The 17745-nt window shown below is 69.3% G+C and carries 22 protein-coding genes; 9 read left to right on the top strand and 13 right to left on the bottom strand.

The annotated features are described in order from the left end of the window. The first annotated feature begins 5 nt into the window (after positions 1 to 5). Genes efp through ACWEKS_RS11900 form a run of 3 tightly spaced genes read left to right on the top strand, consistent with a single transcriptional unit; the run spans position 6 to position 1373 of the window. Positions 6 to 569 (top strand): elongation factor P, encoded by a 564-nt coding sequence (gene efp / locus ACWEKS_RS11910; protein ID WP_354837343.1) that lies wholly within the window; start codon positions 6 to 8, stop codon positions 567 to 569. 20 nt (positions 570 to 589) lie between these two features. After that, complete coding sequence (gene nusB / locus ACWEKS_RS11905) at positions 590 to 1096, top strand: transcription antitermination factor NusB (RefSeq protein WP_452340051.1); 507 nt, start codon at positions 590 to 592, stop codon at positions 1094 to 1096. 19 nt (positions 1097 to 1115) lie between these two features. Then, the gene (locus tag ACWEKS_RS11900) at positions 1116 to 1373 is read left to right on the top strand and encodes a YciI family protein (RefSeq protein WP_452340050.1); all 258 of its coding nucleotides are present in this window, start codon (positions 1116 to 1118) and stop codon (positions 1371 to 1373) included. A 12-nt stretch (positions 1374 to 1385) separates the two neighbouring features. Here ACWEKS_RS11900 and ACWEKS_RS11895 read toward each other — a convergent pair whose 3' ends face one another. Beyond that, positions 1386 to 2363, bottom strand: a complete 978-nt coding sequence (locus ACWEKS_RS11895) for a quinone oxidoreductase family protein (RefSeq protein ID WP_452340049.1) — start codon at positions 2361 to 2363, stop codon at positions 1386 to 1388. 86 nt (positions 2364 to 2449) lie between these two features. Here ACWEKS_RS11895 and ACWEKS_RS11890 point away from each other — a divergent pair, with 86 nt between their 5' ends. After that, positions 2450 to 3022, top strand: a complete 573-nt coding sequence (locus ACWEKS_RS11890) for a helix-turn-helix domain-containing protein (RefSeq protein ID WP_452340048.1) — start codon at positions 2450 to 2452, stop codon at positions 3020 to 3022. 202 nt (positions 3023 to 3224) lie between these two features. Here ACWEKS_RS11890 and ACWEKS_RS11885 read toward each other — a convergent pair whose 3' ends face one another. After that, complete coding sequence (locus ACWEKS_RS11885) at positions 3225 to 3626, bottom strand: winged helix-turn-helix transcriptional regulator (protein ID WP_452340047.1); 402 nt, start codon at positions 3624 to 3626, stop codon at positions 3225 to 3227. 111 nt (positions 3627 to 3737) lie between these two features. On the opposite strand from ACWEKS_RS11885, the gene ACWEKS_RS11880 reads away from it, so the two are divergent. Further along, positions 3738 to 4673, top strand: a complete 936-nt coding sequence (locus ACWEKS_RS11880; protein ID WP_452340046.1) for an NADP-dependent oxidoreductase — start codon at positions 3738 to 3740, stop codon at positions 4671 to 4673. Positions 4674 to 4788: 115 nt separating this feature from the next. Here ACWEKS_RS11880 and ACWEKS_RS11875 read toward each other — a convergent pair whose 3' ends face one another. The 5 genes from ACWEKS_RS11875 to ACWEKS_RS11855 form a co-directional block, all read right to left on the bottom strand. Then, positions 4789 to 5394, bottom strand: a complete 606-nt coding sequence (locus tag ACWEKS_RS11875; protein ID WP_452340045.1) for an NUDIX domain-containing protein — start codon at positions 5392 to 5394, stop codon at positions 4789 to 4791. A 28-nt stretch (positions 5395 to 5422) separates the two neighbouring features. Beyond that, positions 5423 to 6676, bottom strand: coding sequence for an adenylosuccinate synthetase (locus ACWEKS_RS11870; RefSeq protein WP_452340044.1), 1254 nt, complete (start codon positions 6674 to 6676; stop codon positions 5423 to 5425). A 28-nt stretch (positions 6677 to 6704) separates the two neighbouring features. Beyond that, positions 6705 to 7685 (bottom strand): hypothetical protein, encoded by a 981-nt coding sequence (locus tag ACWEKS_RS11865; protein WP_452340043.1) that lies wholly within the window; start codon positions 7683 to 7685, stop codon positions 6705 to 6707. A 5-nt stretch (positions 7686 to 7690) separates the two neighbouring features. Further along, positions 7691 to 8710 (bottom strand): hypothetical protein, encoded by a 1020-nt coding sequence (locus ACWEKS_RS11860; protein ID WP_452340042.1) that lies wholly within the window; start codon positions 8708 to 8710, stop codon positions 7691 to 7693. Positions 8711 to 8803: 93 nt separating this feature from the next. Next, positions 8804 to 9955: a serpin family protein gene (locus ACWEKS_RS11855; protein WP_452340041.1), complete on the bottom strand. Its 1152-nt coding sequence runs from the start codon at positions 9953 to 9955 to the stop codon at positions 8804 to 8806. 136 nt (positions 9956 to 10091) lie between these two features. Between ACWEKS_RS11855 and ACWEKS_RS11850 the strand changes: the two genes are divergently transcribed. Beyond that, positions 10092 to 10604: a DUF4334 domain-containing protein gene (locus ACWEKS_RS11850; RefSeq protein ID WP_452340174.1), complete on the top strand. Its 513-nt coding sequence runs from the start codon at positions 10092 to 10094 to the stop codon at positions 10602 to 10604. Positions 10605 to 10687: 83 nt separating this feature from the next. Next, entirely contained in the window at positions 10688 to 11920 is a 1233-nt protein-coding gene (locus tag ACWEKS_RS11845) for an FAD-dependent oxidoreductase (RefSeq protein WP_452340040.1), read from the top strand. Positions 11921 to 12032: 112 nt separating this feature from the next. On the opposite strand, the gene ACWEKS_RS11840 is transcribed toward ACWEKS_RS11845, so the two are convergent. Genes ACWEKS_RS11840 through ACWEKS_RS11830 form a run of 3 tightly spaced genes read right to left on the bottom strand, consistent with a single transcriptional unit; the run spans position 12033 to position 13582 of the window. Beyond that, positions 12033 to 12659, bottom strand: a complete 627-nt coding sequence (locus tag ACWEKS_RS11840) for an alpha-ketoglutarate-dependent dioxygenase AlkB (RefSeq protein WP_452340039.1) — start codon at positions 12657 to 12659, stop codon at positions 12033 to 12035. A gap of 46 nt (positions 12660 to 12705) precedes the next feature. Next, a complete protein-coding gene (locus tag ACWEKS_RS11835) occupies positions 12706 to 13077 on the bottom strand; it encodes a hypothetical protein (protein ID WP_354837374.1) in 372 nt (123 codons plus the stop codon). Positions 13078 to 13126: 49 nt separating this feature from the next. Then, on the bottom strand, positions 13127 to 13582 hold the full coding sequence (locus ACWEKS_RS11830) for a roadblock/LC7 domain-containing protein (RefSeq protein WP_452340038.1): 456 nt from the start codon (positions 13580 to 13582) through the stop codon (positions 13127 to 13129). Positions 13583 to 14039: 457 nt separating this feature from the next. Here ACWEKS_RS11830 and ACWEKS_RS11825 point away from each other — a divergent pair, with 457 nt between their 5' ends. Continuing rightward, the gene (locus tag ACWEKS_RS11825; protein WP_452340037.1) at positions 14040 to 14708 is read left to right on the top strand and encodes an SGNH/GDSL hydrolase family protein; all 669 of its coding nucleotides are present in this window, start codon (positions 14040 to 14042) and stop codon (positions 14706 to 14708) included. Positions 14709 to 14780: 72 nt separating this feature from the next. On the opposite strand, the gene ACWEKS_RS11820 is transcribed toward ACWEKS_RS11825, so the two are convergent. Continuing rightward, a complete protein-coding gene (locus tag ACWEKS_RS11820) occupies positions 14781 to 15665 on the bottom strand; it encodes an alpha/beta fold hydrolase (RefSeq protein WP_452340036.1) in 885 nt (294 codons plus the stop codon). A 45-nt stretch (positions 15666 to 15710) separates the two neighbouring features. Continuing rightward, positions 15711 to 16067 (bottom strand): hypothetical protein, encoded by a 357-nt coding sequence (locus ACWEKS_RS11815; RefSeq protein ID WP_452340035.1) that lies wholly within the window; start codon positions 16065 to 16067, stop codon positions 15711 to 15713. Positions 16068 to 16173: 106 nt separating this feature from the next. Here ACWEKS_RS11815 and ACWEKS_RS11810 point away from each other — a divergent pair, with 106 nt between their 5' ends. Continuing rightward, positions 16174 to 16773, top strand: a complete 600-nt coding sequence (locus ACWEKS_RS11810) for a TetR/AcrR family transcriptional regulator (RefSeq protein WP_452340034.1) — start codon at positions 16174 to 16176, stop codon at positions 16771 to 16773. 3 nt (positions 16774 to 16776) lie between these two features. On the opposite strand, the gene ACWEKS_RS11805 is transcribed toward ACWEKS_RS11810, so the two are convergent. Next, positions 16777 to 17667, bottom strand: coding sequence for an alpha/beta fold hydrolase (locus ACWEKS_RS11805; protein WP_452340033.1), 891 nt, complete (start codon positions 17665 to 17667; stop codon positions 16777 to 16779). Positions 17668 to 17745: the final 78 nt, after the last annotated feature.

Genomic DNA, 17745 nt, shown 5'->3' with positions numbered 1-17745 from the left:
GGACAGTGGCGGACACCAGTGACTTCAAGAACGGCCTCGTGCTGAAGATCGACAATCAGCTGCAGCAGATCGTCGAGTTCCAGCATGTGAAGCCGGGTAAGGGTCCCGCCTTCGTGCGTACCAAGCTGAAGAACGTGGTCTCGGGCAAGGTCGTCGACAAGACCTTCAACGCCGGCGTCAAGGTGGAGACCGCGACCGTCGACCGTCGCGACATGACGTACCTGTACCACGATGGTCAGGACTACATCTTCATGGACGGCGACACCTACGACCAGATCCACCTGAGCGAGCAGCTGCTGGGCCGCAACGCGGGCTTCCTGCTGGAGAACATGGCCGTGCAGATCGCCATGCACGAGGGCGAGGCGCTGTTCGTCGAGCTCCCGGTCGCCATCGACGTGATCGTCACCCACACCGAGCCGGGCCTGCAGGGCGACCGCTCCTCGGCCGGCACCAAGCCCGCCACCGTGGAGACCGGCGCCGAGGTGCAGGTGCCGCTGTTCATCAACCAGGGTGACAAGCTGCGCATCGACACCCGGGACGGCAGCTACATCAGCCGCGTCAACAACTGACGCGACGGATAATGTCTTCCGTGGCCGATCAATCGGACAAGAAGTCGTTCAAGAAGCTCGGCGCACGGCACAAGGCGCGCCGGCGCGCGGTGGATCTGCTCTTCGAGGCGGAGGCCCGCGATATCGATCCCGCGGATCTGCTGTCCGAGCGTGTCTCGCTGGCGGTGCATGAGGAGTCGGTGGCGCCGGTGAACCCCTACACCCGGGTCCTGGTCGAAGGCGTCGCCGACGATCTGGACCGGGTGGACGGCACCATCGAGTCGTACCTGCAGGACTGGACGCTGGGACGGCTGCCCGCCGTGGACCGCGCCATCCTGCGGGTGGCGGTGTGGGAGTTGTTCCACGGCAACGACGTTCCGCCGGTGGTGGCGGTCGACGAGGCGGTGGAGCTGGCCAAGGAGCTCTCCACCGACGATTCGCCGTCGTTCATCAATGGTGTGCTCGGGCAGGTGGTCCAGGTGGCCCCGCAGGTGCGGGCGGCCGCCGCCGCGACCCGTGCCACCGTCGTCGCCGACGACGAGAAGTAGTTCGAAGGAGAAGCGCAGGGTGCGCAAGTATCTCGTGATGGCCATGCGCACCCCGCGCTTCGACGACTCCGTCATCGTCCCGCACAAGGACTGGCTGACGGCCGTCCGCGAGCGCGGACAGCTGGTGGAAACCGGCAAATTCACCGACGGCAGCGGCGGCGCGTACGTGATCACCGCCGAAAACCTGGCTGCCGCACAGGAACTGATCCGCACCGACCCGATTCACACCACGGGCGCTTCGGAACTCACCGTCTACGAGTGGGAAATCACCGGCTGATCCGGACTTTCGTCACGCCCCGCTGGGACGCAGCACGATCGTGCCCTTGGCCGCCCGGTCGGCCAGCAGTTGATGGGCGTGGGCGGCCTGGCCGAGCGGTAGCACGCGGTCGACGAGCGGGGTCAGTGATCCCGTCGCGGCGCGATTCAGTGCCGCGGCGCGCGCAGCGGCGACCCCCGCCAGCCAGTCCGGTCCGGAGCAGCCGATCAGGGTGAGGCCGCGCATGATCAGGTCCATGGCGCCGACCTGTGCGGGCGCGCCGGACAGGAAGCCGTAGCTGAGCATGCGGCCGCGCAGCGGCGTCATGAGATCCAGCAGGGCCAGGGCGGATTCGCCGCCGATCGAGTCGAACACCACGTCCAGCGTTGTGCCGCCGAGCATCTCGCGCAGTTGCTCGGTCCAGCCGGGAAGGTGATGGTCGACGACGATGTCCGCGCCGAATTCGCGTGCCTGCGCGGCCTTTTCGGCCCCGCCCGCGGTGGCGATCACCCGCGCGGCGCCGTACTCCTTGGCCAGCTGGGTGAGATAGGCGCCGACACCGGTCGCGGCCGCCTCGATCAGGACGGTCTCGGTGCCGGTGAGCCGCGCGGTCTCCAGCAGCGGGATCGCGACCGACCCGCTCATGGCGACCGCCGCTGCCTCGACGGTGCCCAGGCCGTCCGGAATCGCGGTCGCCGTCTCCACCGGAACGCAGACCTGCTCGGCATAGGTGCCGAAACTGTTGCTGCTCACCACTGCCCGCTGCCCGATCAGCGCCGGGTCCACGCCCGTGCCGACCTCGGCGATGACGCCCGCGGCCTGGGTGCCGAAGACGATCGGGAACTCCACCGGCAGCGGGAACGCGCCCGACCGCAGCATGGTCTCCGGGAACAGCACCGGAATCGCCTCGCTGTGCACCAGGATCTCTCCGTCCTGCGGGCGCGGCGCGGGCACCTCGCTCGCCACCAGGACGTCGGGTGCGCCGGTACCGGTCAATAGGATTGCGTGCATTGAAAACCTCTCATAAGTTGACTGACGGTCAAGATGTGTCTGCGAAGATATTGACCGCCGGTCAAGTTGTCAATGAAAGTGGTGATATGGACCGGCCCAAGGAACGCGCCGACGCAGCGCGCAACCGGCAGGCAATCCTGGCGGCGGCGCGGAAGCTGTTCGCCGAGGAGGGGGCCGAAGCCGCCACGATGGAACGGATCGCGGCAGCGGCCGGGGTGGCCAAGGGCACGCTCTTCCACCGCTTCGGCAGCCGGGCCGGCCTGCTGCACGAACTGATGGCCGAGGGTGCGCTCGACCTGATGGAGGCCGTGCGGTCGGGTCCGCCGCCGCTCGGTCCGGGCGCTCCGGCCGGAGAGCGCCTACTGGCCTACTTCGATGCCATGACCCGTCTGGTCGCCGACGACATCGAGATCTCGGTCGCCTATCGGGCAATACCTCCGCATCCACGTGCCGAGGAACTCCACGCCTTCTGGGCCGCCCACATCAGCACCCTGCTCCGCGAGATCCGCCCCGATCTCGACGCCGACGTGGTCGGCGGGTTGCTGCTCGCGCCGCTGGGTGGTGACCTGGTGCCCTACCTGGTCCGCAACGGCCAGAAAGACCGGCTCCTCGAAGCCGTCCGGCAACTGGTCCAATCGGTCGTCGACGGAGCTGGGTGAGACTACGGACCTGCCTGATTGGGGAGTCGCAACGAATCCGCCAGAGCCGCAGCGAATTCGCCCTAGTCGAAGTGGATGTACCTGAGCCGCAACCGATCTGCCCGAGTTGCGACGGATATGCCCGGGTCGCGACGGATATGCCGGAGCTGTGAGGGATCTGCCTGCCGGGGTGACGGATTTGCCTGAGTGGTGACGGTCCAGGTCAGTTCGGGTTGCTGTCGTAGCGTTCGCGGGCGGCGAGGACGTCCTCGATGCGGGTCTCGGCCCAGCTCTTGATCGCCTGCATGACCGGGAGCAGGCTGCGTCCGAGTTCGGTGAGCTCGTAGTCGACCCGGACCGGCACCGAGGCGGTGACCGCGCGGCTGACCAGCCCGTCGCGTTCCATGGTGCGCAGGGTCTGGGTGAGCATCTTCTGGCTGACGCCCGCGACGATGCGGGACAGGTCGCTGTAGCGGCGGGGTCCGCCGGCGAGCGCGGTGAGCAGCAGGCTCACCCATTTGTCGCTGATGCGATCGAGCAGGTGCCGGGTGGGGCATTCCTGGACGTAGGCGTCGTAGGCGCGGCGGGCTTCGGTGCGCCGCTGGGCCGCGGTCTTGGTCGCCATGGCTCTCCCTCGCGTACGGTACGCACTCCGAGGTGCGTACTTCCCGACGGAGAGTAACACTCCGTACGTTTGCCGCTGGGTGGGAAAACCGTTCAGCAGAGGAGATTTCGCATGCGTGCCGTGGTGATTCGTTCGTTCGGAGGCCCCGAGGTGCTGGAGCAGGCCGACGTGCCGGTGCCGTCGCCGGGCCCCGGGCAGGTGCGGATTCGCGTGACCGCCGCCGGGGCGAATCCGGTGGACCTGCACACCCGCTCGGGCGGTCTGGCACAGGCGGGCCTGATGGTGCCGCGCGACGTGATCGGCCTCGGCTGGGACGTGGCCGGCACGATCGACGAGATCGGTTCCGGCGTCGAGGATTTCGCGCTCGGTGACCAGGTGTACGGGTTGTCGGACCGCCTGGACGTGCCGCTGGGCGCGCAGGCGGATTTCGTCGTCCTGGACGCCGCGGCCGTCGCGCTCGCCCCGCGCCGTGCTTCCGCGATCGAGGCGGCGACGATACCCCTGAATGCCCTGACCGCCGTGCAGTCCCTGGACGCGCTCGCACTCACCGCCGGGCAGACCGTGCTGATCACCGGCGCCGCCGGTGCGGTCGGCGGCTTCGCGGTGGAACTGGCTGTGGCCCAGGGCCTTCGGGTGGTGGCGACCGCCGCCGCGCCGGACGAGGACCTGGTCCGCAAACTCGGCGCGGAATTCTTCGTCCCGCGCGGGGCACGCTTGGGCGAGGCGGTGCGCGCCCTGATCCCGGGCGGCGCCGACGGTGCGGTGGACGCCGCGTCCCTGGGCGCCGAGGCTCTCGACGCGGTCCGCTCCGGGGGTGCGTTCGCGGCCGTGGTGGGTGGCGCGGAACCGGCGGGTCTACGCGGAATCCGGGTCGCCAACACCTGGATTCGCGCCGACGGGCCCCGTCTGGCCGAGCTGGCCGCCCTGGTGGACGCGGGCCGCCTGACCCCGCGCGTCGCCGGCACCCTGCCCCTCGACCGGGTCGCCGACGCCCACCACCGGCTCGCCGCAGGCGGCCTGCGCGGCCGCCTGGTGCTGATTCCCTGACCGGCCGCGGTGCGCTGGGCCGTTGTGCCCGCCGCGAATTTCGGTGGGGTGCGGCCCGGTTCGCGAGCCGAGCGGTGCTGCCGCAGGCCGAGGCGTCCGGGCCGGGTCCGGTCGGCTAGGTGAAGGACCAGACGGCGGCGGGGCGGCCGGTGGCCTTCACACGAACCCGTTCGCCGGTGCGGGAGAGCCCGGGGATGGCGGCCAGGGTCCGGTTGAGGTTGCCAGGGTCGGGTTTCGCGCCGTGCAGGGCGGTGGTGAGGTCGACGGCTCTGGTGGCGGTGAACTGGTCGCCGGTCAGGGCGCGGGTGAATGTCAGGTCTTTCCAGAGCATCTCGGCCAGCCGGGCGCGGGCGGCGGCGACGATCTGGTTGTGGTCGAAGGCCAGATGCGGGACGGCGTCGAACGGGACCCAGGCCGCGCTGTCGGTCCCGTGCGGGCCGACCACGGCCCACATGGCGATGGACAGCGTCGGCCCGCGTGGATCGCGGTGCGGCTCATCGAAGGTGGCGACCTGCCCGACGGCGAGGATGGCGTCGGCCGGTACCCCGAGTTTGGTGTGGACCGCGCGGTGGGCGGCCTCGGCCAGGCGTTCGCCGAGGCCGAGCAGTACACCCGGCAGCGCGAGTTCACCGGCGAAGGGCTCCCACCGCCGGGGCGCGATGCCGAGGGCGGCGGTGGGGTCGTCGGGTCCGTAGCGCAGGGTGATCACATCGATGGACACTGCGGATTGTTGCTCCACAAATGGACAATCATGCCTGAGCCGGGATCCGGAGCGTGCGATCGGCTCGGTCCGGTCCGCATGCGGTGAGCACCACGGGCGCGCCGAGTTCGGCCTCCAGGTAGCCGGGCACGTCGGCGGGCAGGTCGGCCAGGGCCGGGGTGGCGGCGGCGAGGAGATCGGTGAGCCGCCGCTGGTGGCCGAGGTCCTGCCAAGTTCCGCACGCCAGCCGGTCGACGCAGCCGTCGGGGGTGAGATAGCCGGTGGCGGTGCGGATGTCGCCGAGGGCGTCGAGGTGGTTGACGACCACGCCGTCGATCCCGCCGCAGACTTCGACGGCGTAGCGGAGCAGCAGCGGATCGAGGTGCCCGCGCCGGAACGCGCCCTGGTATTCGCCGGTTCCATTGTGCGGCTCCGCAATCGCGAGTGCCGGGTCCTCGGTGGGGAAGGGCCCGGCCCCGTGCCTGGTCATGTACGCGCGGGTCACGCCGAGCACGTAGCCGGGCGCGCCGAGGCGCGCCAGCATGGCGCGCGCGTGCCGGGGTTCGACGGTCGACCAGGTGGTGTACGGGTGGGTGCCGCGCCACTCGTCCAGCAGCACCCCCTGCGCGCCTTCGAACACGAGTCGGCCCTGACGTGCGAACGCGGCGAGCTGCTCGCCCGGCAGAATGGCGACGGCCCGGGCGAACGCGGCGTACGCCGCGACCAGATCATCGATCGGGTCGTAGCGGTGCCGTCCGCCCGCGAGCAGCGGCCCGTAGTGTTCTTCGAGCGCGATCAGTTTGCGCCGCAACACCTCCGGTCGCCGGCAGTCGGCGACCCGGGGCGCGTCGTGGCCGAGCGCGTAGCTCGCCGTCTCGCCGATGCCGATGCCGCACGAACCGTGCCGGGCGGTACCCCTCGTATCCTCCCGGCAACGGTTGGCGGCTCCGTGGATCGGCGTGGTGAGCAGGGCCCGCTCGTCCACGTAGAGCAGGGACAGCGGATCGGCGACGCCGAGCGCGGCGAGTTCGCGCGCCTCGGCGGCCAGGGCCAGCGGTTCCACCAGCATGTGCCGCGACAGCAGGGTCGGCACCCGCGACAGGGTGCCGGACCCGAACTGGTGGAAGGTGTGGTGGCGGGCGTCTGCGATCACATTGTGGGCGGCCTGCGCCCCGCCGTTGAACCGCACCACCGCGGCCACGTCGAGCCCGGCCTGCGGTGAGCACAGCCAGTCCACGGTGGCGCCCTTGCCGGCATCGCCGAAGCCCAGGTCCACCACGATCAGGTGACTGTCGCCGAACATGTTGTGTCCCTTCGTCTATCGGATCCGGTCAGAGATCCACGTCGTCGGTCCCGGTGGCGGCCGGCAGCGCCCCGACGCTGCGTCCGCGCCGGGCGCCGCCCAGCGGTGCGAGGGCCTTGCCCACCGCGTCGGCCTCGCTGGTCGATCCGATATCGCGCAGATCGGCCAGCCCCGCCCCGAGATCGATGCGGTCCTCGGCGATGCCGATGGTCAGGGCGATGAGCTCGCACACCGCGGCCGGATCGTCGAGCCGCAGGAACCGCTCACCCAGCAGCCCCTGCCAGTGCTCGGCGATCTCCGGATCCCGGTAGTAGCTGGACTGATTGGGCAGGATGTAGTGCACGTGCCAGCGGTCGGCCAGCTCGCGGTAGATCGACTCGACCGAGATGTCGTGGTCGACGTCGTCGCCGATGACCGTGCGAAGGTGGCGAGCGGCCAGCCGCTTCTTGTTCAGCTCGTCGCCGACGATGAACAGGTAGCCCTTGCGGCCGCGCTTGTCCCACGCGTCGGTGGCGGTGTGCCGGGCGATGAAATACGCTGCCAGCTCGTAACTTTCGGATTTCTGCCCGCCGCCGCCGCCCTCCAGCAGGATGAGCCGCAGCTGCTCGTCCATCCGGTTGTCGGATTCGAACTGCCCGACCTGCAGCGGCACCCGGTCGCTGTCGGCGTCGCCGATGGCCCCGAACAGGATCTGCGGATCCTCCGCATAACCCTTGCGCTGCAACAGCCCGTGCAGTTTGGCCAGCTTCTCCTGCATGATGCGGGGTACCCGGCCCATGGATCCGGTGACGTCGAACAGCACCGCGATGGGCAGCGAGTTGCCGTGGTCGTCGGAGTCCCGCGACTCCCGCTTGTCCACCCCGAACGGGTCCAGGGTGGGGTGCGCCTTCCACTGATCCCACGGCACCGACCGCATATCCGCGGTGTAGCCGAAGTCGTCGAGCCCCTTCGCCGCGCGGAAGGTCCGCGCCGCGTCGTAGGCACTGTCGTCCCAGCGTCCGTAACCCATTGCTATCACTTACCTTTCGTGAGCTCGAAGGGCCGGAAGCGGCGCTTCCCGTAGAGCCGGTCGAGCAGATCGTCGAATTCCCCGAGCAGGTCCGCGGCGTCGGGCCGCAGCCGCGGATCGGATTGCAGGCACCCCGTGGCGTAGGACCGCAGGGCCGCGGGTGCGCGGTCGCCGAGCATGGTGAGCATCAGGCGATGCGCGAGGTGGACATCGGTGGCGGGGGAGACCGCGTCCCGGATCTCCGGCGGATAGTCGAGCGACTTCAGGGTGGCCGCCGCCGGATTCCCGGGCCGGGTCGCGAAAGACCAGCCCGCCAGCACGATTCCGTGCAGGCGCGGATGCACCAGCACATTGGCCGGGCTGATGGCGGTGTGCACCCACCCCGCCAGCTGTGCGCCGGCCAGGCAGCGCAGCAGCCGGCGATGCATCCAGGCGTAGTCGCGCGGATCCAGGCCATCGGGGTAGGCGGCCCGGACCTCCTCGAGCGTCACGAACTCCGCGGTGAGCGCGCCGAGCACGTTCACCGTGCGCTGCTCGCCGGTCGCGGAGTCCAGGTGGTCGACCGTATCGACCAGCTCCGGGAAGTACGGCGCCGGCCATTCGTGCTCCGCGGCCACGATCGCGATGTCGCGCAGGGCATTTCGCTCCCCGGACAGCAGCCGGTTGGCCGCCGCCCGGCGCGGGATCTTCACGACCCGGTCCGAGCCGCTGCGGTACACGTCCGCGACCGAGCCCGATGCGTGCAGCGCTCCCACCGGGTACGTCCCGTGTGCGCCGGTCACCTCGAAGGCGGGCTCGTCCAGGTCCAGCCACTGCCGGTACAGCTCGGCCAGCCGTGCGAACGCGGCCCCCGCGATGCCGGCGTCGACGGCCTCCACCCGATCGGGATGCACGATCCCCGCCAGCCGGTGGTAGCGCCGCCGGGCGTCCTGCCGGGCCGCGGAATCCGTTGCGGCAGCACCGAACAGATCCTCGGGCCGCCGGGCCGCCCGAATGTTCTCGGCGGTCTCTCGTGCTGTCGTCATGGTTTTAGGCTAGATGACTAAAACGATGGGCACCAGCGATTCGGGGCAACTTTTTGTAGTTTCGACAAAAAGCCTGGCGGGCGGGCCTCGTCGTCAGCGACCGGGGTGTGCGACCCATCCGGCGACCACGGCCAGTCCGGTGGGCCGGTGCACGGCCAGGAATCCGAACGGGCGGTCGAACGTCACGGTGGTGTGCAGCACGGTGTGCGCGGGTCTCGCGAACCGGGCGCTGCCCAGGATCATCGACAGCGCGGTGACCGCGGCGGCATCGAACCCGGTCTCGGTGAAGCGCGCGAACACGTCCTGCGCGGCCTGGTCGACGTAGAGCGGGCGCGCCGACATCGCCGGGAAATGGCCGCGCGCACTGTCGGTCACCGCGGTCAGGCCGAACAGTGCCGGCTGGTCGATCAGGTTGTGCAGGCTGCGAATCTCGAAGGGCGGCAACAGGGTTTCCAGGCTGTCGCCCTGTCCGCGATCGGGCACGGCCTGCACTCTCAGTCCGGGTGCCTCGGTGCCCGCGGGCAGGTCCGTCCGGATCGGGATGGTGCCCTCCAGTGCGTCGAGGCCGGTCGTCAGAACCGTGCCCGGCGTGCCCTCGCTCAGCAGTAGGTGTACGTCGAGATCTTCTGTGCCGTAGACGATTACGCGGGTCACCGCCGTACCGGCGCCGAGTACGCTCGCGTGCTGCGGGCGCGACGAGAACCGGCGCAGAGCGGGACCGCTGTGCCCGCGCCACGGTCCGTCGGTGACCTCCATGGTGGTCCGGTGGAAGGGGTCCTCCCATCGGGCGCGGGCGACCAGCGCGGTGGCGAGCACCAGGACCGTCGCGGCGTCGATCGGGAGCGGGAACTTCTCGATCAGGCCGTCGGTGTGGTCGTTCGCCCAGGTGTCGAGCGCGGCCTGATCGGCGAGGGTCTCCACGGTTCCCGCCGGCAGTCGTTGCGACCACTCCGGGCGCAGCGGCAGGTCCCGCCGGACCCAGAGGCCGAGTGCCGCCGAGACCGAGTCGGCCTCGGCCAATGTGCGCAGCAGGTCCAGTGCCCGATCATGGCCGTCGGCGGCGGAAATGCCGGTGGCCGTGGCGAGTTCGCTGCGTCCGGGCTCGTCGGCGGCGGAGGCCAGCAGGGCGAGCAGCGGCCAGACGCCGCAGCCCGACAGCGCGAAGTCGCCGGTCCCCGCGGCGGCGCACCAGCGGGCGGTGAGACGGTTGGCGGCGGCGACGTGGGCGGGCGGCGGGGTCGGCATGATGCCAGCCTAGGTGTGGTGTGAGCAAGGGCCGCCGGATGCAGTGAGAGAAATTATGTCGATTGCTCTCATCGAGGAGATCATGATGGTTGCCGCCGAGTCGGCCACGGATGGCGCGCTGCGGCTGCGGGCGCTGATGGCAGGGGACGGCACGGCCGCACGGGCCTGGGAGTTGTTCGACAGTCTGCCGGCGGTGCGGGTCGAGGAGATCACCACCGGGCGGTGGCGCGGGGCCGAGGTGGCGACCGGGCATCCCTGGGGCGGGATGTTGGTGGAAAGCGGCTGGTACGGCAAGCAATTCGACAGTGCCGACAGCGTGCAGCCGCTGCTGTTCTCCGATCCGGCCGGGGACATCTTCCCGGTGGATCCGCGGCGGGTGCCCCTGTTCCTGGCGGGAAAGGTGCCGGTCGACACGCTGAAACCGGTGCGCCGGTCACTCGGGGCGCTGCGGCCGATGCTGCGGACCCGGACTCCGCGCGCCCGCCTGCGGAATCTGGAATTCCGCGGAAAGACCAGCGCCGCAATGATCTACGACGATCTGCCGATCATCGACATCTTCCGCAGGGTCGACGAGGACACCCTGCTGGGTGTGATGGACAAGCGCGGATTGACCGAACCCTACTTCTTCGTGCTCTACCGCGACCGCTAGCTCAGGGCGGCGAAGCGACTGTGCCCGAGCCGCACTCGGCCTACCATCGAGGGTGACGGTGGTCAACGGCTCGGGAGGTCCCGATGGAACGTACGACCTGTCTGATCGTCGGCGGGGGACCGGCGGGAATGTTCCTGGGGCTGATGGTGGCCCGCGGTGGTGTCCAGGTCACGGTGCTGGAGAAACACGGTGACTTCCTGCGCGACTTCCGCGGCGACACCGTGCACCCGACCACCCTGGACCTCATCGACGCCCTGGGGCTGGGCGAGGACTTCGCGAAACTGCCGCAGCGGCGGTTGAACGACATACAGATACCCATCGGCGGCCGCATGGTGCCGCTCGCGACGTTCGCGCACATCCCGGGCAGGCACAAATATGTGGCCATGGTGCCGCAGTGGGACCTGCTGGACCTACTGGCCCGCGCGGGCGACGTCGAGCCGACCTTCCGGTTGCGCATGAACACCGAGGCGGTCGATCTGGTGTACGAGGGCGGCGCCGTCGCGGGTGTGCGCTATCGCACGAAAGATGGTGCGACCGGCGAGATTCGCGCCGACCTCACGGTGGCATGCGACGGCCGCTCCTCGGTGCTGCGTGCGGCCGCCGGGCTCGGGGTTCACAACTGGCCCACGCCGTTCGACGCGTGGTGGTTCCGCATCCCGCGCAACGGCACCGACCCGGCCGGTCTGATCCCGGTGGTCAGCGCCCGCCGCGTGGCGGTCATGTTCGACCGCGGCGACTACTGGCAGAGCGCCACGCTCATCGCCAAGGGCAGCGACGCCGACCTGCGCACGAGTCGACCGGTCGGCGTCATCATGCGTGATCTGGGCGCGGTGGCCCCGTGGCTGGCCGACCGCGCCGACGCCCTCGCGACCTGGGACGAGGTGAAACTGCTCGACGTCAAGCTGGATCGCGTCGACCGCTGGTATACCGACGGCCTGTTGTGCATCGGCGACGCCGCCCACGCCATGTCCCCGGTCGGCGGCGTCGGCATCAACCTGGCGGTGCAGGACGCGGTGGCCACCGCGCGCATTCTCGGCCCGAAACTGTTGTCGCACACCGTCACCACCGCCGACCTGGCCCGGGTCCAGCGTCGGCGAATCCTGCCCACGGCCGTCGTCCAGAATATGCAGCGGCTGGCCCACGCCGGCGTCATCCGCCCTGCGGTGGCGGGTCGTCTGGACGTCTCGAACGCCACCGAAACGCCCATGGCTCTCCGCGTTTTCCGGCGCATCCCCGTGGTGCGCAGCGTGCCGACCTTCCTGGTCGGCCGAGGTGTGCTACCCGAGCCGGTACCTGCGTTCGCTCGTCGTGCCTGAGCCGCCACTGTCTGTGCGGGAGCGAAAGCCCCTGTGGCGCGGGATATCCGCGCCACAGGGAACTACCAGGCGGTGAGGCGGCCTGGCCGGCGCGGTGTCCGGACCCCTCGTCCTACCGGACTCCGCGCGGGCGGAATTGAATGCTGATGCGTGGCCCCACCGGCCGTCTGGTCTTGGGTATCGCGTGCTCCCAGGTGCGCTGGCAGGAGCCGCCCATGACGATGAGATCCCCGTGCCCGAGGGGATACCGCACGCTCGCCCCGCCGCCGCGCGGGCGCAGCAGCAGGGCGCGCGCCGCACCCACCGAGATGATGGCCACCATGGTGTCGTCGGTCGCCCCGCGCCCGGAGGTGTCCCCGTGCCAGGCGACGCTGTCGTTTCCGTCGCGGTAGTAGCACAGGCCCGCGGTGGTGAACGGCTCGCCCAGTTCAGCGGAGTAGTGCGTGCTCAACGCCTCCCGCGCCTCGACCAGCACCGGATCCGGTAGTTCCCGCTCCGCCTCGTAGAAGCACAGCAGCCGCGGCACATCCACCATCCGGTCGTACATGGCCCGCCGATCCGCGCGCCAAGGCACCTCCGTCACGAGCCGTTCGAACAGTACGTCCGCGCCGCTCAACCAGCCCGGCAGCACATCCACCCAGGCGCCGTCGCCGAGCTCGGTGCGCTGTATCCCCTGCAGCGCACCGAGCTCCACTTCCCCGAAGCCGTCCAGAAGTGATCCCTGCCAAGGCGTCGACATGTCGAAGAACCTACCATAATTCCGAACGTATGTTCGATAGAGGTGTTCAGATGTCGAGTTCTTCGTCGATCTTGCGGAGCTGGTGACGGGCCAGGGCCAGGTTGCCGCGGATGCGGTCGAGGGCGAGATAGAGGAACAGGCGACTCGCCGGGTGCGCGCTCAGCGGGCGCAGCAGATGGTACTGACCGGTCAGGGTGATCAGGATGTCCTCGATCCCTTCGTCGAGGCCGAGCTGTTCGATGGTGCGCATCTTGGCGCGGACCACCTCGGTATTGCCGGCCGCGCCGAGCTGCAGGTCCAGGGATCGGGATCCGCCGGCGGTACCGAGCGTCATCCCGCTGCTGTAGTCGACGATCGCGGCGCCGAGCGCCCCGTCGATGGTCATCATGTCCTTCAGTGCCACATCCAGATTCGACATGTGTCTCCCTTTCCGTGTGATGTCCTCGATCGGTGGAATTCGGGTGCCGTCAGTCGTGATGGGCCGGCTCCAGGGTCGCGGCGATGGCGCGGACCACCGGGCGGGCTTCCAGATGAACACGGGCCAGCGTGGCGTCGGCGCCGGTGAGCAGGGCCAGGCAGGCGATGGGGCCGGCGCGGTAGATCACCACATGACCGACGCCGCTGTCGAGGACGACCTCGTGCAGGTCGGCGCCATGGGTGGTGGCCGCGAAGGTCAGCGACACCGACAGCAGCGCCGCGGTCAGTGCCGCAATGCCGGTGGCTTCTATGGCATCCGGAAGATCGTCGGCCAGCAGCAGTCCGTCGCTCGAGGCCACTGCGGATCCGATCAGATGCGGAACGCGTCGCCGTAGCGTGCGTAGGTGGGCGTCCAGATCCTTGTCCGCCGGCTCCGTCTGCGGTGATTTGATACGAGCCCCGCTTCCTGGACCGGTGAGGGCGATGGCTTCCGGCGTGATCGTCATGGCTCGTCTCCTGTCTCGGCTGGAACCTCTTCGCTCATACCCGTGTCGATCGAGCTCGGGCCGAACGCGGTGTGTCACTGCGCGAATCTGTGAGAGCTGTGCATCTGCCGCGTGACTGCGCTTCGATTCCGGACCCGCCGCAACTTGGACATACGAACACAATGGCCACGACGTGCGCGCGTCAACGCCTCCGATCCCTTTGGGGCGCTGATGGTTTCACAAGCTCACCTTCGGCTCCATCCAGAATAGCGATCCATCGGCGAATGCGCAGCAACAATGTGCACTCCTGCGCTGGGCCGCTTTTCGGCACGGGTGTTTCGTCATGTCAGAACCGTCGACTCTGCATGGCTTGCGTGCCTGGGCATTTCGAAACCGACCGACCAGTTGCACCGGCGTCCGGTGCGTAGGGGGCTAATCCTCTTGGGTTATACATACGGGCGGACGTATTGTTTTCTGTATGGAACAACACGTCTTCACCGAGGCGACCGATCCGTTCTGTCTGGACCGAGCGGATGCCGTCGCACTACTGGCCGGGGCTCGCTGGGGGAGGTATGCCGTTGTGGGAGACAGCCTTTCGGCGGGAATCGGCGATCCCACACCGGGCTACCGGGACGAGGGCTGGCCGGACCGGGTGGCCGAGATCCTGCGGACGGTCCGGCCGGACCTGGACTACCTCAATGTCTCCGAGGTCGGGGCGACGACCGCGCAGACGCTCGAGAATCAGGCCGCCCGCCTGCTCGAGTTCTGCCCGGACCTGGTTCATCTGCCCTGCGGGGCCAACGACATCGTGCGGCGCACACCGGACTTCGACGAGATCGAGCGGACACTGCGCCAGATGTACGACCTGGCGAAGCAGACCGGCGCCCTGCTCACCACATTCACGCTCGGCCGGGCCTACGTCGTCCCGGTCTTCCCGGACTGGCCGGAGCGGGTCGCCGCGGTCAACGAGATCGTGCGCGGGCTGGCGGCCGAGTACGACGCCCTCGTGGTCGACATGTGGGACCACCCGGTCAACGACCGCGCCAACCTGCTCAGCGCGGACCGCATCCACTTCTCGACCTCCGGTCAGGCCGTGATGGCGGCCGAGGTGGTCAAGAAGCTGGCGAATTCGCTCGGGCGCAACTGAAAGCCCCGGACCCCGAGCAGGTCGAGGTGCTGACGGCCATGCCCCGGGCCTGGCCGTCAGCGCCCGGTACCGCTAGGCCCGGACCTGGTCGTGCTCGTTCACGAAGTCGAGGAACCGCGGAATCACCTGTTCGGGAATGGCCCACAGCATTTCGTGACCCACGCCCGGGTAGATCTCGACCTCGGCCCCCGGAATGCGCTCGCGGACGCGCCGCGCCCCGGCCTCCGGATCGTTGGCGACCGTGGTAGCGCCGAACAGCACCATCAGCGGCGCGGTGACGGCCGCCAGCTGCTCATCGGTGAGCGGCCGCTCCCACGGCATGGCGATGCGGAATTTGATGGCGCTCAACGTCAATGCCCACTGCTCCTCGCTGAGCTGCAGACCCGGCGTGAGCCACTCCGTGAGCTTCGCCAGCCGTTTGCGTGTCGGCACGATCCCGCCGACGAGGAACCTGAACAGCACACTCCAGCGCGGCTTCGTGAAGGTGGCGCCGCCGGGTTCGAGCATGGTCAGGCTCGCCACCCGCTCGGAATGGTGGACGCCGACCAGCAGCGACAACCAGGAGCCGACGGAGTACCCGCCCAGATGCACGCGCTCCGTGCCCAATCCGTCGAACACCTCGATCAACCATCGGACGATGCCGGCTTCATCGCGCAGCGGCGCGGTCTGCTCGCTGCGCCCCGCCCAGCCGAGCGGATCGACGGTGTACACCACCCGATCCCGCGACAGCTCCGTGATCACCGACTCCCAGAACAGCCCATTGCCCGGCATCCCCGGCAACAGCACGATCGGCGTCCCGTCCCCCGATCCGGATTTGCGCACTCGCGTTGTCCCGAACGAGGTTTCGATATCGAGCTCCATCGACGGCACCGGCCACCGCGCGGCCATCGCGTCATAGGCGCGCAGATAGCTCTCCTTGGCCTTCGCGCTGGTGAAACGTCCTATCTTGTTGGCCATCAAGCCTTCCCCTTCCGCTTTCGTGCAGTGGCTGTCGTCGGTCGTCTAGTCGGCCGCGAGCGCGTCCGCCGGCTCGTGCTGCCGGGCGAAGCTCAGAATCCGGTCGAGCACGGCGTCCTTGTCGGGGCCGTGGAACAGCAGCCCGTGCGACGCGCCCGGGTAGATCTCCACTTCGCAGTGCGGCATCTGCTGTCGCGCCCGCGCCGCGGCCCGCTCGGGACTGCCCAGCACCGTCTCGGAGCCGTAGACGAGCAGGGCTGGAGCGGTGATCGATTGCAGCTCTTCGTCTTTCAGCCGCTGCGGCCACGGGGTTCGGGCCCGATAGCCGAGTCCCGCCTTCGCGTAGGCCTTCATGTAGGCGTCCCGTGCCGCCTCGCTCTTCCATTGCCCGATCCCGGACATTGCGCCTCCCCGTTCATCATCGTTGATGATACGAACGTATCATAAAAATGATATGGGCGTACCATCAAAAACTTCGATGCCCGGGAGTAATAGGAGAGCTGGTCATATGCCGCGTTTGGTGGATCACGAGCAGCGGCGGCGGGAGATCACCACGGCCGCGCGGGCGGTCATCGCCGCAGGTGGGCTGGATGCCGCCACGTTCCAGTCCGTGGCGGCGGAGGCCGGGATCTCGGTGCGCCTGATCCAGTACTACTTCGGCACCAAGCGTGATCTCATGCTCGCCACGCATCGTGCGGTGGTGGAGGACTGGGGGAGAGGGTTCGCGGAGGCGCTGGGAGCGCTGGGGCCCGGTGCCGCTCCGCGCGAGGTCATCCGGGCTGTCTCGCTCGGGCTGATTCCCCTGGATGATGTTCGGCACCAGGACAATCTGGTGTTCGCGGCCTTCCATGCGGCGAATCTGACCGGCAATACCGTCACCTCGGCGGAGATGATGGGCGCGCCGCAGTATCTGATCACCAGCTTCACCGAGCAGCTGGGGCGGGAGCGTCCGGGCGAAACCGGCACGCGTGCACTGGAACTCGACGCGGAGCTGATCGTGCTCGCGGTCACCGGGATCAGTCAGGCGGTCCTGGCCGGCGGGACCACCCGGGAGACGGCGGTCGAACTGCTCGACCACCTGCTCGACCGGGTGTTCACCGGTGAATAGCGGCTAGCGGCCCTCATCGCCGATCTGAGCGCGCACGAAATCGACCACCGCGTCGGTGAATTCGTCATTGGCGTCGCTGGCGGCGGTGTGCGCCGCGGTGCCGATCTCGGTGTAGTCGGCGTGCGGGACCAGGGCCCGGAACGCGGCCACGCCCTCCTCGCTGACGACGTCGGACAGCGCGCCGCGCACCAGCAGCACCGGGATGGTCAGCTGCCGCGCCGCGTTCTCCAGTTGCTCGGTGTGCACGTCGATCTCCTCGCCGCGCCCGTCGCGCGGGCCGCCCATCATGGCGGGATCCCAGTGCCAGTACCAGCGGCCGTCGGCGCGCTGGCGCAGATTACGTTGCAGCCCTTCGGGATTGCGCGGGCGGCGGCGGTGGGGGAGGTAGGCGGCGACGGCGTCGGCGGCCTCATCGAGGCTGGCGAAGCCCTCCGGGTTGCTGCTCAGGAAGTTGATGACGCGCTCGACGCCCTTGCGCTCGGGACGCGGCACCACATCGACGAGGACGAGACCGGTGATGCGCTCACGCTCCGGGTGGGTGGTGGCCATGAGCCCGGTCAGGCCGCCCATGCTGGCGCCGACGATGAAGGCGGGCTGGTCCAGTTCGCGCAGCACCGCCATGAGGTCCTCGACCATGGCCTCGCGCGTGTAGTTGCCGTCCGGGTCCCAGTCGCTGTCGCCGTGCCCGCGCGCGTCGAGCAGGACCGCGTGCATCCCGGCCTTGGCCAGGGCGAGTCCGGAATCCTTCCACGAGCCGCGGGTCTGCCCGCCGCCGTGCAGGAACACCACCAGCGGGCCGTCCTGGGGTCCCCAGCTGTCCCCGGCGATGGTGATACCGCCGTGCCCGCGGAAGCTCACCCGGGCGGGTTCGGTGAATTCAGCGTCGTTGCTCACCCTCCGAGCATTGCACACGCGTGTTTACGGTGTATGAAGACTGGCCGGTAGCTAGGACCACCGGCGGTGAAGGCCGGC

It is taken from the genome of Nocardia sp. NPDC004711, from assembly GCF_053601595.1.
Note: the sequence above shows the minus strand (reverse complement) of the source record. Positions and strands in the feature narration are given on the sequence as shown.

Excerpts from the sequence above, each read along its gene's own strand:
- ACWEKS_RS11895 (WP_452340049.1), bottom strand. The coding sequence starts at position 2,363 with ATGCACGCAATCCTATTGACCGGTACCGGCGCACCCGACGTCCTGGTG.
- ACWEKS_RS11890 (WP_452340048.1), top strand. The coding sequence starts at position 2,450 with ATGGACCGGCCCAAGGAACGCGCCGACGCAGCGCGCAACCGGCAGGCA.
- ACWEKS_RS11885 (WP_452340047.1), bottom strand. The coding sequence starts at position 3,626 with ATGGCGACCAAGACCGCGGCCCAGCGGCGCACCGAAGCCCGCCGCGCC.
- ACWEKS_RS11880 (WP_452340046.1), top strand. The coding sequence starts at position 3,738 with ATGCGTGCCGTGGTGATTCGTTCGTTCGGAGGCCCCGAGGTGCTGGAG.
- ACWEKS_RS11870 (WP_452340044.1), bottom strand. The coding sequence starts at position 6,676 with ATGTTCGGCGACAGTCACCTGATCGTGGTGGACCTGGGCTTCGGCGAT.
- ACWEKS_RS11865 (WP_452340043.1), bottom strand. The coding sequence starts at position 7,685 with ATGGGTTACGGACGCTGGGACGACAGTGCCTACGACGCGGCGCGGACC.
- ACWEKS_RS11860 (WP_452340042.1), bottom strand. The coding sequence starts at position 8,710 with ATGACGACAGCACGAGAGACCGCCGAGAACATTCGGGCGGCCCGGCGG.
- ACWEKS_RS11855 (WP_452340041.1), bottom strand. The coding sequence starts at position 9,955 with ATGCCGACCCCGCCGCCCGCCCACGTCGCCGCCGCCAACCGTCTCACC.
- ACWEKS_RS11850 (WP_452340174.1), top strand. The coding sequence starts at position 10,092 with ATGGCAGGGGACGGCACGGCCGCACGGGCCTGGGAGTTGTTCGACAGT.
- ACWEKS_RS11845 (WP_452340040.1), top strand. The coding sequence starts at position 10,688 with ATGGAACGTACGACCTGTCTGATCGTCGGCGGGGGACCGGCGGGAATG.
- ACWEKS_RS11840 (WP_452340039.1), bottom strand. The coding sequence starts at position 12,659 with ATGTCGACGCCTTGGCAGGGATCACTTCTGGACGGCTTCGGGGAAGTG.
- ACWEKS_RS11835 (WP_354837374.1), bottom strand. The coding sequence starts at position 13,077 with ATGTCGAATCTGGATGTGGCACTGAAGGACATGATGACCATCGACGGG.
- ACWEKS_RS11830 (WP_452340038.1), bottom strand. The coding sequence starts at position 13,582 with ATGACGATCACGCCGGAAGCCATCGCCCTCACCGGTCCAGGAAGCGGG.
- ACWEKS_RS11825 (WP_452340037.1), top strand. The coding sequence starts at position 14,040 with ATGGAACAACACGTCTTCACCGAGGCGACCGATCCGTTCTGTCTGGAC.
- ACWEKS_RS11820 (WP_452340036.1), bottom strand. The coding sequence starts at position 15,665 with ATGGCCAACAAGATAGGACGTTTCACCAGCGCGAAGGCCAAGGAGAGC.
- ACWEKS_RS11815 (WP_452340035.1), bottom strand. The coding sequence starts at position 16,067 with ATGTCCGGGATCGGGCAATGGAAGAGCGAGGCGGCACGGGACGCCTAC.
- ACWEKS_RS11810 (WP_452340034.1), top strand. The coding sequence starts at position 16,174 with ATGCCGCGTTTGGTGGATCACGAGCAGCGGCGGCGGGAGATCACCACG.